Origin of the sequence: Curtobacterium sp. PhB115, assembly GCF_003752025.1 — a bacterium.
Lineage (GTDB): Bacteria > Actinomycetota > Actinomycetes > Actinomycetales > Microbacteriaceae > Curtobacterium.
Window position 1 is genome coordinate 956,473 of sequence record NZ_RJKR01000005.1, and the last position, 14,755, is coordinate 971,227.

Annotated in this window: 12 protein-coding genes; 6 read left to right on the plus strand and 6 right to left on the minus strand. The window is 71.1% G+C overall.

Going from position 1 to position 14,755, the window contains the following annotated elements:
- Positions 1-106: 106 nt before the first annotated feature.
- A complete protein-coding gene (locus EDF19_RS04715; protein ID WP_123679721.1) occupies positions 107-1,270 on the minus strand; it encodes a Vms1/Ankzf1 family peptidyl-tRNA hydrolase in 1,164 nt (387 codons plus the stop codon).
- A gap of 186 nt (positions 1,271-1,456) precedes the next feature.
- On the opposite strand from EDF19_RS04715, the gene EDF19_RS04720 reads away from it, so the two are divergent.
- The 4 genes from EDF19_RS04720 to EDF19_RS04735 are packed head-to-tail and all read left to right on the plus strand — an operon-like array spanning position 1,457 to position 7,894.
- Positions 1,457-2,815: a sugar ABC transporter substrate-binding protein gene (locus EDF19_RS04720; RefSeq protein WP_123679722.1), complete on the plus strand. Its 1,359-nt coding sequence runs from the start codon at positions 1,457-1,459 to the stop codon at positions 2,813-2,815.
- Between the two features lie 32 nt (positions 2,816-2,847).
- Entirely contained in the window at positions 2,848-3,930 is a 1,083-nt protein-coding gene (locus tag EDF19_RS04725; protein WP_123679943.1) for a carbohydrate ABC transporter permease, read from the plus strand.
- Positions 3,927-4,862, plus strand: a complete 936-nt coding sequence (locus EDF19_RS04730; RefSeq protein WP_123679723.1) for a carbohydrate ABC transporter permease — start codon at positions 3,927-3,929, stop codon at positions 4,860-4,862. The genes EDF19_RS04725 and EDF19_RS04730 overlap by 4 nt, the downstream gene beginning before the upstream one ends.
- On the plus strand, positions 4,859-7,894 hold the full coding sequence (locus EDF19_RS04735; protein WP_123679724.1) for a glycoside hydrolase family 2 TIM barrel-domain containing protein: 3,036 nt from the start codon (positions 4,859-4,861) through the stop codon (positions 7,892-7,894). Before EDF19_RS04730 ends, EDF19_RS04735 begins: the two co-directional genes overlap by 4 nt.
- Before the next feature lie 145 nt (positions 7,895-8,039).
- Here EDF19_RS04735 and EDF19_RS04740 read toward each other — a convergent pair whose 3' ends face one another.
- Positions 8,040-8,465, minus strand: coding sequence for a DUF3151 domain-containing protein (locus EDF19_RS04740; protein WP_123679725.1), 426 nt, complete (start codon positions 8,463-8,465; stop codon positions 8,040-8,042).
- Positions 8,466-8,742: 277 nt separating this feature from the next.
- Between EDF19_RS04740 and EDF19_RS04745 the strand changes: the two genes are divergently transcribed.
- Complete coding sequence (locus EDF19_RS04745; protein WP_123679726.1) at positions 8,743-10,374, plus strand: ABC-F family ATP-binding cassette domain-containing protein; 1,632 nt, start codon at positions 8,743-8,745, stop codon at positions 10,372-10,374.
- Positions 10,375-10,415: 41 nt separating this feature from the next.
- On the opposite strand, the gene EDF19_RS04750 is transcribed toward EDF19_RS04745, so the two are convergent.
- From EDF19_RS04750 to EDF19_RS04760, 3 genes are read right to left on the minus strand one after another with little or no spacing between them, the layout of a single operon-like run.
- Positions 10,416-11,111: an SDR family oxidoreductase gene (locus tag EDF19_RS04750; protein ID WP_123679727.1), complete on the minus strand. Its 696-nt coding sequence runs from the start codon at positions 11,109-11,111 to the stop codon at positions 10,416-10,418.
- Positions 11,112-11,165: 54 nt separating this feature from the next.
- Complete coding sequence (locus EDF19_RS04755; RefSeq protein WP_123679728.1) at positions 11,166-12,197, minus strand: YihY/virulence factor BrkB family protein; 1,032 nt, start codon at positions 12,195-12,197, stop codon at positions 11,166-11,168.
- 3 nt (positions 12,198-12,200) lie between these two features.
- Complete coding sequence (locus tag EDF19_RS04760) at positions 12,201-12,722, minus strand: hypothetical protein (protein ID WP_123679729.1); 522 nt, start codon at positions 12,720-12,722, stop codon at positions 12,201-12,203.
- A gap of 63 nt (positions 12,723-12,785) precedes the next feature.
- Between EDF19_RS04760 and EDF19_RS04765 the strand changes: the two genes are divergently transcribed.
- Positions 12,786-13,526 carry an MBL fold metallo-hydrolase gene (locus tag EDF19_RS04765; protein WP_123679944.1) on the plus strand — a complete coding sequence of 247 codons (741 nt, stop codon included), beginning with the start codon at positions 12,786-12,788 and terminating at the stop codon, positions 13,524-13,526.
- A gap of 144 nt (positions 13,527-13,670) precedes the next feature.
- Here the strand turns inward: EDF19_RS04765 and EDF19_RS04770 are convergent, their stop codons facing one another.
- The gene (locus tag EDF19_RS04770; protein WP_123679730.1) at positions 13,671-14,714 is read right to left on the minus strand and encodes a Gfo/Idh/MocA family protein; all 1,044 of its coding nucleotides are present in this window, start codon (positions 14,712-14,714) and stop codon (positions 13,671-13,673) included.
- Positions 14,715-14,755: the final 41 nt, after the last annotated feature.

Sequence of the window (14,755 nt, forward strand, 5' to 3'; positions counted from 1 at the left end):
CGCGCCGAGCACTTCGTGAGCAGGAATGGTCGACTCCCCTGACCGGACCCGACCGTTCCTGCTCACGAAGCACGGTTCTCGGCACGTCGCCCGCGTCCCCCCTGACTCAGGCCGGGACGGCAGGCCCGACCGGCCAGCGCAGGAGTGCCGCCGCGGCAGCGCCGCCGGGCAACGACGCCGCGTTCACCAGCACGAGCTCGGCATCGGTCAGCACCGCGGCCCGGACGAGCGCGCACACCGCCGGCACCGCTCCGATGACGGGGACGCCGGACGCCTGCTCCGGCGCCGTCGCCACCCACGGTGCTCCCGCGAGTGCGAACAACGTCCGGTCCCCGATCGCCACCGCGTCGAGGGCGACCGTTGCACCCTGGGCCTGCTGCAGTGCCTCGACGACGGACCCGATCCCCGTCACGACCTGGTTGTCCCCGCGGCCGATGTGGGTGCGGAGCAGGTCCTCGAGGTCGTGCCGACGGGTGGCGACGACCCGCGCGAGGGCGGTCTCGACGTGCTCGACGAACGCCTGCTTCGATCCGGCGTCGGCGCGGGGGTCGCCCGGGAACACCGACACGAGCGCGCGGGTCTCGGCCGAGAACGCCTTCACCAGGAGTTCGCGGGCCGTGACGTCGCCGGCGACCACGACGAGCCCGGGGCGGAGTGAGCGCACGGTCTCGTCGACGGCCGACGCGGTCTCCGAGGAGTTCTGCTTCCAGATCTCCTCGGTGTGCTGCTGCCAGTGCGGCTGCTTCCAGCCGGTGCCGGCCTTTGCGTAGTGCAGCGTGTCGTTGCGCCCCTGCACCTGTTGCTCGGAGGCCTCGGCGGCGACGGGTGCGTGCCCGAGACGGTAGGCGCGGAAGGCCCCGCCCTCCTTGCCGGCGTGCACGACCAGGAAGGGCAGGTCGACCGGGCGGTGCGCCACGAGCGGCACGAGGTCCGGGACGGCTCCGACGCCGACCGACTCGGGGCCGTGCAACTGGCCGGGCAGGACCTCGCTCAGCACGACGGTGTCGTCGTGCACGAGCACGTACCGGGTCACGGGCGACGGGACGCCGGGCTCCTGTTCGAACTCTGCGGCGACGAGGTCGACGACGTCGTCGGTGGCCCCCTGCGCTCGCAGCGATTCCTCTACAGCACGGAGCTTGAGCGCCGCCTGGCGCCGCGGATCCTCCACGTTGCCGGAGACGTCGGCGTAGGCCCAGGCCCACGTCCCTCCGCCCTCGAGTCGTTCCCCCAGGATCCGGTGCAGTTCGCTCGTCGCGTTGGTCGACGTCATGGCAGCTCCTCTCGGACGGTTGCCGGAGCGGATGAGCCCCGGCGCTCTCACGTGCGACCACCCTTCACCCCGTGGCCGTCGGGCGTCCACAGTCAGGAGCGAACACCCAGTCACGAAACCACAGCGACGCTCGGTTCTGTGGTTGGCTGATCTCGACCCCGATCGACGACGAACCGGAGTGCGGCAATGACGCCACGACCACGACCCATCTCCAGACGCCAACTGCTGGGATTCGGCATCGGCACGGCAGCGGCAGGGCTGCTCGCCGGCTGCGCGGTCCCCGGTTCCACGAACGTGAACAAAGCTGCCCTCGTGCCGGCCGCCGCGTCTGGTGAGACCGTCCAGCTGACGTACTGGGCCTGGCTGAAGGACCTCCAGAAGGTCTGCGACGTCTGGAACGAGACGCACCCGGACATCCAGGTCTCGGCGAACTGGATCCCCGGCGGCAACAGTGGCGGGTACCAGAAGATGTACTCCGCGCTCGCGGCCGGCGGCGGCCCGGACATCGGCCAGGTCGAGCTCCGCCAGATCCCCGAGTTCATGCTCGCGAACGGGCTGGTCGACCTCGCCCGCTACGGCGCGAAGGACTACGAGTCGAAGTACGACGAGGCGGCGTGGGCGCAGGTGTCGTTCGTGGACGGCGTCTACGGCATCCCCCAGGACACCGGCCCGATGGGCTTCTACTACCAGACCGCCCTGCTCGAACAGGCCGGCGGCGAACCCCCGGCGACGTGGGACGAGTGGCGTGACCTGGCCGAGAAGGTCCGGAAGACCGGCAAGCAGAACTACCTCGAGGTCTTCCCGGTCTCCGACGCGTCGCCGTTCGCCGCGTACGCGCAGCAGGCCGGTGCCCGCTGGTTCAAGGTCGACGGTGACGAGTGGGTGGTCGACCTGACGGACGACAAGACGCTCATGGTCGCCGACTTCTTCGACGGGGTGATCGACGACAAGCTGGTGGACACCTCCGCCGGCGCCTACTCCCCCGGCTGGTACGCCTCTGCGGCGAGCGGCAAGATCGCCGCCGTCACGAGTGCGAGCTGGGGTGACGCCCTGATCGAGTCCGTGCAGGGCGGCGAGGGCAAGTGGAAGGTCGCCCCCATGCAGAAGTGGGGCTCCGACGGCTTCGGCTCGAGCGCGATCGGCGGTTCGACGGCCGCGGTGCTGGCGAACGCGAAGCACCCGAAGGAGGCGCTCGAGTTCATCACGTGGATGACGACCTCGAAGGAGGGCATCGACGCGATGATCAAGTACTGCGGCATCGGCTGGTCCCCCGCGGTCGACTACATCGGCAAGCAGCGCGAGCAGCCGTCGAAGTGGTTCTCGGGACAGAACTACAACGAGGACGTCTTCGTGCCGGCCTCGAAGGAGCAGAACGTCGACTGGTCCTGGTCGCCGGTGACCCAGTCGGCCTTCACGAGTCTGCAGAACCAGTTCCGCCGGAAGCTCACCTCAGGGCTCAAGCTCTCCGACGCGGTCGAGCTCGCGCAGCGCGAGATCGTCCAGTCGTTCAAGGACAAGGGCCTCAGCGTCAGGACAGCACGGTGAGCGCCGACAGCACGACGACCGGGGACCGCACGATGAGCCAGACCAACACCAAGCCCGCCTTCCGGACGTCGACCAAGGCCACGAGCGCCCAGAAGCGCGCCCCGTGGATCCTGCTCGCACCGTTCCTGGCCCTGTTCCTGCTGACGTTCGTCATCCCGATCATCAGCGCCCTGTTCCAGTCGTTCACGACGGTCGACCGCCAGGGCCTGTTCGGCGAGGACGGCGTCACCGGTCGCTTCGCCGGGTTCGACAACTACGTCACCGCGCTGAGCGACAACGGCTTCGTCGCCTCGATCGGCCGGATGCTGCTGTTCGGCATCGTCCAGGTGCCGGTGATGATCATCGCCTGCACGATCCTGGCGCTGCTGCTCGAATCGGCGAGCGCCCGCTGGCCGGGCTTCTTCCGCGCGATCTACTTCATGCCGTACGGCGTCCCCGGGGTCATCGCGACGATCCTCTGGTCGTTCCTGTACGTGCCCGGCCTGTCGCCGATCGTGTCGCTCCTGCAGTCGATGGGGCTGCAGCCGGACTTCCTCGGCGCCAACAGCGTGCTGTGGTCGATCGCGAACATCGTCACGTGGACCTACACGGGCTACAACATGCTCATCATCGTGGCCCAGCTGAAGTCGATCCCCGGCGAGGTCTACGAGGCCGCGAAGATGGACGGCGCCGGTCCGTTCCAGGTCGCGTGGCGCATCCAGATCCCGCTGATCGCCCCGGCCCTGGTGCTCACCACGGTCTTCTCGATCATCGGCACGCTGCAGCTCTTCGCGGAGCCGCAGATCCTGTCCACGGTCGCCCCGGCGATCGACACGGAGTACACGCCGAACTACGCCGCGTACACGAACGCGTTCGCGTTCAACGAGTACGGCGTCGCGAGCGCGCAGGCGGTCATCATCGCCCTGGCCGCGTTCATCCTGTCGTTCGCGTTCCTCGCGCTGACGAACCGGCCGCCGAAGGACGAGCGCGATCGCCGCAAGCGGCAGAAACGCGACGGCCTGGAGGCGCGGCGTGCGCTCCAGACGCGCGCGTCTGCCGTCCGCACGGTCACCACCCAAGCCGACCAGGGCCTCCAGGCCGGTCGCGTCGCGACCACCGAAGGGACTGACCGATGACCAGCGAAGCCATCGAAGCGCCGGCCACGGCGAAGACCGCTGTCCCCGTGGACACCACGTCGATCTCGGCGCACCAGCGCCGGAAGCTCGACCGGTCCCCGCGCTCGCAGATCGTCGTGACGGGGATCCTCGTCGTCGTCGCGCTGTACTTCCTCGTGCCGCTCTACTGGGTCGTCATCGCCGCGACGAAGACCACCGGCGCCCTGTTCTCCACGAACGGCTTCTGGTTCGGCGGGGACTTCGCGCTGTGGAGCAACCTGCAGCAGGTGTTCACGTACGACGGCGGCATCTTCGTCCGCTGGATCGCGAACAGCATCCTGTACTCCGGTGTCGGCGCGGTGCTGGCGACCTACTTCGCCGCTGCCGGTGGGTACGCACTCGCGAAGTACGACTTCCGCGGCCGGCAGTTCGTGTTCGGCACGATCCTCGGCGGCGTGCTCGTCCCCGGCACCGCGACGGCACTGCCGCTGTTCCTGCTGTTCTCGACGCTCGGCCTGACCGACACGTACTGGAGCGTGCTCATCCCGAGCCTCGTCTCCCCGTTCGGGCTGTTCCTGTGCCGGGTGTACGCAGCGGCGTCGGTGGACACCACGCTGCTCGAACAGGCACGCATCGACGGTGCCAGCGAGCTCCGGATCTTCCACACCGTCGTGCTCCGCCAGATGACCCCGGCCCTGGTGACCGTGTTCCTGTTCCAGGTCGTCGGCATCTGGAACAACTTCTTCCTGCCCCTGATCATGCTCGCCGACCAGAAGCTCTACCCGATCACGCTCGGGCTGAACAACTGGCGTTCGCAGGTCGACCGGCTGCCGGAGTTCTACCAGCTCACCACCGGCGGGGTGCTCGTCTCGGTCATCCCGCTCGTCATCGCCATCATCGTGCTGCAGCGCTTCTGGCGCGGCGGCCTCACGGAAGGATCGGTCAAGGGTTGACCCACTCCGCACTCTCCTCCACCTCTCCCGGTTCCGAGTCGCGTCTGGCACCCCGTGCCTGGCTGCACACGGATGCCCCGTCGCTGTCGTTGAACGGTGACTGGCGGTTCCGGTGGTCGCCGGTCGCGTCGGTGTCCGAGGCGTTCGCGACCGACGCCGTGGTGGACGACGACCCGGCGTGGGGTGAGCTGCCGGTGCCGTCGCACTGGGTGCTGCACGGCCACGGTGCGCCGAGCTACACGAACCTGCAGTACCCGTTCCCGATCGACCCGCCGAACCCGCCGGAGGAGAACCCCACCGGCGACCACCGGCGGACCTTCGAGCTACCAGCGTCGTTCGCGGCGGCCGGTCGGGTGCTGCTGCGGTTCGACGGGGTCGAGTCGCACTTCCGGGTGTGGCTGAACGGCACGCTCGTGGGCTGGTCGACCGGGTCCCGCCTCGCGACCGAGTTCGACGTCACGCAGCTGCTGCGCCCGGGGTCGAACGACCTCGCGGTGCGGGTGCACCAGTGGTCGGCGGCCTCGTACCTGGAGGACCAGGACCAGTGGTGGCTGCCGGGTATCTTCCGCGACGTCACGCTGCTGGCTCGGCCGACGGCCCCGATCGACGACGTGTTCGTGCGGGCTGGGTGGCGGGCGTCGCTCGGCAGTGCGGCCACTGCCGGGACCGCTGCCTCGGGGCGCCCGGCGACGGGGACCGGCACGATCACGTTCCCGACGTTGGACGCTGCGTTCCCGGTGCGGTTCGCAGTGCCCGACCTGGGCGTCGACGTGACCTGGGCGACGGCGGACGACGTCGCGCCGATCGAGGTCGAGGGTGTCGAACCGTGGAGCGCCGAGCTCCCGAAGCTCTACGACGCGACGGTGTCGACCGGCACCGATGCGTCGGGGACGGCGGGTGGCGAGACCGTCTCGCTGCGGCTCGGCTTCCGCACCGTGGCGATCGAGGGTGACCGGTTCCTGGTCAACGGCGAGCGCGTGGTGTTCCACGGCGTGAACCGGCACGAGACCCACCCCGTCCGCGGCCGGGTCTTCGACGAGGAGCACGCCCGCGCCGACATGGCGCTCATGAAGCGGAACAACGTCAACGCGATCCGCACCTCGCACTACCCGCCGCACCCCCGCGTGCTGGACCTGGCCGACGAACTCGGCTTCTGGGTGATCCTCGAGACCGACCTCGAGACGCACGGGTTCATCTTCACCGGCTGGGTCGGCAACCCCTCCGACGACCCCGCGTGGGCTGACGCCTACCTCGACCGCGTCGCCCGGACCGTCGAGCGGGACAAGAACCACCCGTCGATCGTGATGTGGTCGCTCGGCAACGAGTCCGGCACCGGCCGGAACCTGGCGGCGATGTCGCAGTGGGTGCACGACCGCGACGCGGAGCGCCCCGTGCACTACGAGGGCGACTACACGGGCGAGTACACCGACGTGTACTCGCGGATGTACCCGACGCTGCAGGAGACCGAGTCGATCGGCGGCGGCACTCCGACGCCCCTGCTCGGCTGCGGTCCCGCCGAGGCCGCCCGACAGCGGTCGAAGCCCTTCATCCACTGCGAGTACGTGCACGCGATGGGGAACGGCCCCGGGCAGATCGCCGAGTACGAAGCGCTGGTGGACCGGTACCCGCGCCTGCACGGCGGCTTCGTGTGGGAGTGGCGGGACCACGGGCTGCTCGCGAAGACACCCGACGGCCAGGACTACTACGCCTACGGCGGCGACTTCCACGAGGTCGTGCACGACGGCAACTTCGTGATGGACGGTCTGGTGCTGCCCGACGACACCCCGACCCCGGGGCTCGCCGAGTTCGCGGCCGTCGTCGCGCCGATCCGGCTCAGCGTCTCGGACACCACGATCCTGGTCGAGAACCGGTACCACTCGGCCTCGACCGCCGGGCTCCGGTTCACGTGGACGCTGGCACGGAACGGCGTCGTCGAGGCCTCGGGCCGGTTCGCGCCCGGCGTCATCGCAGCTCGGCAGTCGGCGACCGTACCGGTGCCGGACGCCGTGCTCGAGGCGGCGACGTCCGAACCGGCGCCGGGCGAGGAACTCTGGCTCGACGTCGTCGCGGAGCTGGCGGGCCCGACCGCGTGGGCGGACACGGGCCACGTCGTGGCGCGCACCCAGCGGCTCGTCGCGAGCCGCGTGGCGGACGCACCACGGGCCTCCCGGCAGGGGTGGGACGGCGACCGTCTCGGCGACGGGACGTTCTCGGAGCGCGGCGACCTGGTGTCCTGGAAGGGACACGAGGTCGCCGGGCCCCGGCTCGAGCTCTGGCGCGCCCCGACCGACAACGACCGGTTGGCGTCGCAGGGCGGTTACGAGACCGCGGACCCGGTGCTCACGCACGGGGTCGGTGACCCGGACGCTCCGCCGTCGGCCACGCGCTGGCGGGACCGGGGGCTGGACCGCCTGACGCACCGGCTCGTGTCGGTGTCGCGGACCGACTCCGGTCTGGAGCAGCGCGTCCGTGTGGCTGCGGCGAACAGCGGGTGGGGCCTCGAGGTCACGCACCGATGGACCCTGACCTCCGACGGGCTCGTGCTGCAGACCGACGCCGTCCCGTTCGGGGCGTGGGACGTCACCTGGCCGCGGATCGGCGTGCGGTTCGACCTGCCCGCGGGGCTGGCCGAGTCGGAGGCGACCTGGTTCGGGACGGGGCCGCTCGAGTCCTACGCGGACTCGTCGCACGCGGCTCGGGTCGGTCGGTTCACCGCTCCGGTGCGGTCGCTCGGGGTCGAGTACTCGCGGCCGCAGGAGACCGGGCACCGGCCGTTGTTGCGGGAGCTGTCCGTCGGGCCGTTCACGGTCTCGACCGTGGGGTCGCACCGTGCAGGGTTCACCCTGTCGCCGTGGACCGCGCAGCAGATCGACCGCGCCGGGCACCCGTACGAGCTGCCGGCGTCGGAGCACCTGTACCTGTACCTCGACGCGGCGCAGCACGGGCTCGGCAGCCGGGCGTGCGGCCTGGACGTCCTGCCCGAGCACCAGCTCTGGCCGCAGGCGTTCAGTTGGAGCGTCGTGCTGGCGTAGGGGGCGCTTGCTGCGTCCGGCTCGTGCGCGCCCCGCTGTCGTCGTCGCGCCCCGGCTCTTCGGGGCGCGATGACGACAGCGGGGCGCGATCTGTCGACTGTGCCGCGCCGTGCGGCACAGCGACCGCGCGGCGCGCCGCGCCGCGCTACGCGCCGGCGGACAGGGCGCGCAGGGCCTCGGGATCGCTCGCGTCCAAGAAGTCGGTCAGGCGCTCGGGCTCGCCGGGCTCGTCGATCGCCTCGGCCGCACGGCGCAGCGCGAACAGGGCACGGAGCACGCCCCGGTTCGGCTCGTGCGACCACGGCACCGGACCGGCACCACGCCAGCCCGCCTTGCGCAGGGCATCGAGACCGCGGTGGTACCCGACGCGGGCGTAGGCGTACGACTCGAGCGTCGCGCCGCGCGCCCAGGCCTCGTCGGCGAGGAGCGCCCACGCGAGGCTCGACGACGGGTGCGACACCACCACGCTGGCGACGGGAGCGTCGGCGGCGAGCGCCGCGGTCACCTCGGGTTCGGCGGGGAGCAGGGTCTCGGGGTTCGTCGACGGGGTCGGCAACAGGTTCTCCGGCATGCCCCCAGCCTGTCATCCCTTGCGGGTCGCCGCAGCCGGGATTACCGTGGGTGGCACCTCGTCGTCATCACGAGGCCCCCGGGGCGGGAGACCGACCGGCGGCACGGATGGCGGACACGGGGGTTCCCCGACGGAAGAAGACGGATTGCTGTCGATCACCGGTTCTGCTCAGCCCACGCGCTGACACCGTGATCGTCGCGCCCACGTCGGGCGCTCCACCGCACTGCGGTGGGTCCGGTGTCGTGCGCCCAGCATCGACATCTCCGGAGGCACCTCCATGCCCAGCAGTCCGTCCGTCGTCCTGAACGACGTCACCTTCACCTGGCCCGACGGCACCGTCGCGCTCGATCACCTCACCACCGCGTTCGGTCGGGGCCGGACCGGCTTGGTCGGGAGGAACGGGGCCGGCAAGTCCACGCTGGTCCGGCTCGCGACCGGCCGGCTCCACCCCACGTCGGGCACCATCTCGACGTCGGGTCCCGTCGACCACCTGCCCCAACGGCTCTCCCCGCCGGCACGGCCTGATCGCCGCTGGCGCGTCGATCACGAACCGGCGGCGTGGGCCCACACCGGCGAGGACGACACGGTCGCCGACCTGCTCGGCATCCGGTCGACGCTCACCGCGCTCCGGGCCGTGCTGTCCGGCGACGCCGCACCGGCCCACTTCGACGCGATCGGTGACGACTGGGACCTGGAGGAACGCGCCGCCGCGGTGCTCGAACGCGTCGGGCTCGACGGCACCGAACTCGACCGGCCGGTGTCGACGCTCTCCGGCGGGCAGTCCGTGCTCGCCGCCGTCGCGGGCGTGCGGTTGCGCGGTCGGCCGATCGTGTTCCTGGACGAACCGACGAACAACCTCGACCGCCGCGCACGAGGCCTCCTGCTCGACCTGGTCGACGACTGGCGCGGCACCCTCGTGCTCGTCAGCCACGACCGGGAGCTGCTCGAGCACGTCGACGAGATCGTGGAGCTCCGCGCCGGGGCGATGACCGTCTTCGGCGGGACGTTCAGCGCGTTCGAGGAGCACCTCGCCGTGCAGCAGGCCGCCGTCGAGCGCGAGGTCCGCGTCGCCGAGCAGCGGCACCGCACCGAGAAACGGCAGCGCATCGAGGCGGAGACGAAGATCGCCCGTCGTGCTAAGGCTGGTGAGAAGGCGGGCCGGTCGATGCCGAAGATCCTGGCGAACGAGCAGCGGAAGAAGGCGCAGGAGACCGCCGGCCGACTGCGGGTCGGGTACGCCGACGACGAGGCGGCGGCGCTCGCCACGAAGCGCGAGGCCGAACTCCGGCTGCGCGACGACGAGTCGATCCACGTCGCACTGCCCGACCCGGAGGTGCCCGCATCGCGGCGGATCGCCACCGTGACCGTCCGGGGGCGGGACACCATCGTGCAGGGGCCGGAGCGGATCGCCGTCACCGGGGACAACGGCGTCGGCAAGTCGACCCTGCTCGAGCAGCTGGTCCGCGACCCCGCTGCCCGGGAGCACCCGCTGCCGGACACCACGGCCCTCGCCCACGTCGACCGCATCGCGTACCTGCCACAGCGGAAGGACACGCTCGACGACTCCGCGACGGTGCTCGACAACGTGCGACGGGACGCCCCGCACGTGTCGGACGCCGAGGTCAGGAACCGCCTGGCGAAGTTCCTGGTGCGCGGGGACACCGTCGACCGTCCGGCTGGGGCGCTGTCCGGTGGGGAGCGGTTCCGCGTCGCGCTCGCGACCCTGGTGCTCGCCGACCCGCCGCCGCAGCTGCTCGTGCTGGACGAGCCGACGAACGACCTCGACCTGACGAGCGTCGACCAGCTCGTCGACGCCCTGCGGGCCTACCGGGGAGCGCTCGTGGTGGTCAGCCACGACGAGACGTTCCTCCACCGGCTGGGCCTCGACGCACGGATCGAGCTCGAGTGAGCGACGACCGTCAGCGCAGCGCCCTCAACGACGCGGCGCTCTCAACGACGCAGCGTCGGTCGGATCGCGAGTGACTCGACGGTGCCGCGCTCGGGCAGGTCGACGACGGTGCGGACCGCTGCGGCCACGTCCTCCGGCGCCAGGTAGTAGTCGGTGTCGTAGGACTCCCCCAGCTTCGCCACGAGCTGCCGCTGCATGTCCGAGTCGGTCCGGCCCGGGTGCACGCTCGAGACCCGGACGCCGTTCGCGCGTTCCTCTTCGCGCAGTGCATCGGCGAAGGCCCGCAGCGCGAACTTCGACGCCGCGTACACGCCACCGCCGGGGCCGGAGTGGAACCCGGAACCGCTGTTGATCGGCACGACGATGCCCCTGGCCGCACGGAGTGCCGGCAGCGCCAGCCGGGTGAGCTCGGCGACCGCGAACACGTTCGTCGCGAACACGGACTCCCACACCGCGCGCGGGGTGTCGGCGACGGTGGTGCCCTGCTCGACGCCGGCGGAGTGCACGAGCACGTCGATCCGGTCGGGCAGCGCCGGGACCTCGCCGGCGCCGAGGTCGCCCACGAACGGCGCCGCGCTCGGCAGCGTCGCGACGAGGGCGTCCACGGCCGCCGCGTCCCGTCCGCCGACGAGCACGTGGTGGGTGCGGCCGAGGTCGGTCGCGATCGCGCGGCCGATGCCGCGGGTGGCACCGGTCACCAGCGCGACCGGTCGGTTCTGGAGCTGTTCTGTCGTCACGTGGGCCAGCCTACGGAAGCCGGGACGGGCCTCCAGGCGGTGTCCGCCGTTCGCTCAGTCGTTGTCGACGTTCTGGCGGATGCGGATGCCCTCGAGGACGTCCTGCGCCCGCTTCTCGTCCTGCTTCTCGATCTGCCGGGTGTCGCGCTCCGGGAGCTGGATGTCCTCTTCCGCGCGGATGCCGGCCTGCAGTTCACGGCCACGCTCGATCTCGGCGTCGAACTCGGCACCGAAGAGCAGGGCGTTGTTCGTGATCCAGATCCACAGCAGGAACACGATGACCCCACCGAGGGAGCCGTACGTGGCGTTGTAGTTCGAGAAGTTCCCGACGTAGAAGCCGAAACCGACGCTCGCGATGATCCAGATGAGGAGCGCGAGGATCGAGCCGCCGCTCACCCAGGTGAACTTCGGCTGCTTGACGTTCGGCGACCAGTAGTAGAGCACCGCGACGACGATGATCGCGATGACGAGCAGGATCGGCCACTGCACGATCGACAGGACCGTGACCGCGACGTCACCGAGACCGATCACGTCGCCGAAGCTGCGGGCGAGGGGTCCGCTGACCAGGACCAGCAGGCCGAGGACGAGCAGGATCACCGTCGTGAGGGTCACGCCGAGCATCGTCGGGCGGAGCTTCCAGATCGGGCGGCCCTCGCGGACGTTGTAGACGCGGTTCATCGCCCGGCCGAACGCACCGACGTAGCCGGAGGCCGACCAGATCGCGCCGACGACACCGACGATGAACGTCACCGGTGCTGCGGGCGACCGGACGAGGTTCTCGACCGGCCCCTTGATCAGGTCGACGACCTGCTGCGAACCGACGTTGCCGATGATGTCGAGCAGCGTCTTGATGGTGTTGTCGGCCTGACCGACCAAGCCGAGGATCGACACGACCGCCAGCAGTCCGGGGAACAGCGCGAGCACCGAGTAGTAGGTCAGGCTCGCGGCCAGGTCGGTGCACTGGTCACTGGAGAACTCGCGCAGCGTCTTCTTGAGCGTGTAGACGAGCGTCGGCTTCTTGAGGTCGGTGGGGTTGTCGGGCTTCCGGGCGTCGTCCGGTGCCGGCTTCTGGTCGTCGCTGGACATCGGTCAGACCGCCTTCGCGCGCTTCGCAGCCTGCTTCGACCGCTTCACCGCCTGCTTGCGGTTCTTGTCCGCCCGTCGCTGCACCGCCGAGATCCCGACCTGCTGCTTCACCCGCGCCTGGTGCACCGGATCGCGCTCGAGGGCTTCCTCCGCGGCCTTCGCGCGGGCCTTCCGCCCCTTCCGGCCGGACTGCGCCCGCTCCTTCGCCGACGGGGTGTCGCCGCGACCGCCGAACGGCAGCAGCGCGGTGAACGCCGAGGAAGCCGGTGGTTCGGCCAGGTGACCAGCCGGTCGGTTGCGGATCGCGACACCCACGACGATCGACGCGATCCCCGCGGCCGCGGTCACGCCGAGCGCCACCAGGGGCGTCGGGTCACGGTGCCAGCGCTGGCGGGTCTTCGCGATCGCGAGGCGCGTCCGTGCGGGGACGTCCGCGCGTCGCTTGAGCTCCGTGACGGTGTCGGTCATGCGCTCACGCGTGCGGACGTTCGCGAGTTCGAGCTCGGGGAGACTGTCCTTGGCCATTCCCCATCTTCTACACGTCGGGACCGGGATCGTGCCCAGCAGATGACGGCTACCGTGCGCGTCATGCTCTTCCGGGACGTCGCCGAGGGGATCCACCGCCTCGAGATCGCACACACCAACACGTACTTCGTCGAGACCGGCGACCAGCTGCTCGTGGTCGACGCGGGGCTGCCCGCCGCGTGGCCGCACCTGCAGCTCGCCGTGCTGGACCTCGGGTACACGCCCGCGCAGGTCGAGGGACTGCTCCTCACCCACGGGCACTTCGACCACGTCGGCACGGCCGCGCGCATGCACCGTGACTGGGGCACGCCCGTGTACGTGCACCCCGGTGACCGGCGGCTCGCCGCACACCCCTACTCCTACCGCCCGCAGACCAACCGGCTCGGCTTCGTCGCGCTGCACCCCGGCGGGCTGCTCCCCCTCGGGCGCATGCTGCTGGCGGGGGCCGCGACGGTCGAGGGCATCGAGGACACCCTGCCGTTGGAGTCCCGGGCCGAGGTGCCTGGTTCCCCGTGGATCATCGAGACCCCAGGGCACACGGACGGGCACGTCGCGCTGCACTTCGCCGACCGTGACGCCGTGATCGCCGGGGACGCGCTCGTCACCTTCGACCCGTACACGGGCGGCATCGGGCCGCGCATCGTCGCCCCCGCGGCGACGGCGGACGTGGACACCGCGGTCGCGTCGCTCGACGGGCTCGTGGACACGGAGGCGAAGCACGTGCTGCCGGGCCACGGGCCGACGTGGTCGCTCGGCGCGCGCGCTGCGGTCACGCAGGCGCGACGGGCGGCCGGCGCCGCCTGACGCGGCCGCGGGCGCGGCGCGGCGGCGCGCTGCGGCGCGTGAGGTGTCGGTACGCGCGAAACGTCGCCGAACGCAGTGGGCGCGACCACGAGCGGCCTGGAGGCGCGGTGCGGGCCCGCACCGCGCCTCCAGGCCGTCAACGGGTCACGACGGGACGACGACGTCCTCGGGCAGGCCGCTGGCGGCCGAGCGGCCGGCGGCCTCCATCAGCGCGAGGCTCCGCAGGTTGTCGCGGCCGCTCGTCGCGGGGGCCGGGCCACCGGAGACCGACCGGGCGAACGCCTGCAGGCCACCCTGGCGATCGGTGTGCTCGAGCACGGGCAGCTCGACCGGCACGGCCTCGTCGTCCTGGGTGCGCCGCATGGTGACGCGGTCACCGGCGACCTCGCTGGGGGAACCGTCGCGGCTCGTGAACCAGAGCTCGCCGTCCTCGCCCTGGATGCTCCACTCGCCGGCCCAGGCGGTGCGGGGGCCACGGCTCAGCCAGCTGCCGCGGTAGCTCACCACGAGCCCGCCGTCGAGCTCGATGATCATCGACGCGATCGCCTCGTCCTGGTACTTGCTGTACGACGGGTAGGTCGCCTTGGCGAAGACGCGGACGGCCTCTTGCCCGGTGACCATCCGCAGCAGGTCGAAGTGGTGGATGGCCATGTCGTTGATCATCGCGTGCGGGAACTTGTAGTGCGGGTGCTCCTCGAACGCGAGGTCGTTGTCCCACTGCCGGAAGTCGATGTTGATCGCGGACAGTTCGCCGACGGCGCCCTTCGCGAGCAGGTCCTGCACGACGCGGGGCGCCGGGTACCAGCGGTAGTTCTGGCTGACCTGCAGCACGAGCCCGAGCTCCTCGGCACGACGGACCGCGGTCACGGCCTCCTCCGTGGTGTTCGCGAACGGCTTCTCGACCAGCACGTGCTTGCCGGCTTCGAGGGCCTCGAGCGCGAGCGGCACGTGCGTGACGGCCGGGGCGGTGATGACGACGGCGTCCGCCTCGACGCCGGCGAGGGCCTCGGTGAGGGACGCGAACGCTGCGGAGGCCGGCAGTCCGAGGTCCTGCTGCACGGCGAGCAACGTCGGGGCCGACGGGTCGACGATCCCGACCACCTCCACTTCGGAGACCTGCGGGATGGCGGTGCGGGCCCAGTTGCCGCCCCACCCTCCGAGACCGACGTGGATGATCCGGACCGTCATGCGTGCACTCCTTCGTGGCTGGTGTCGCACCACGGCCGCCG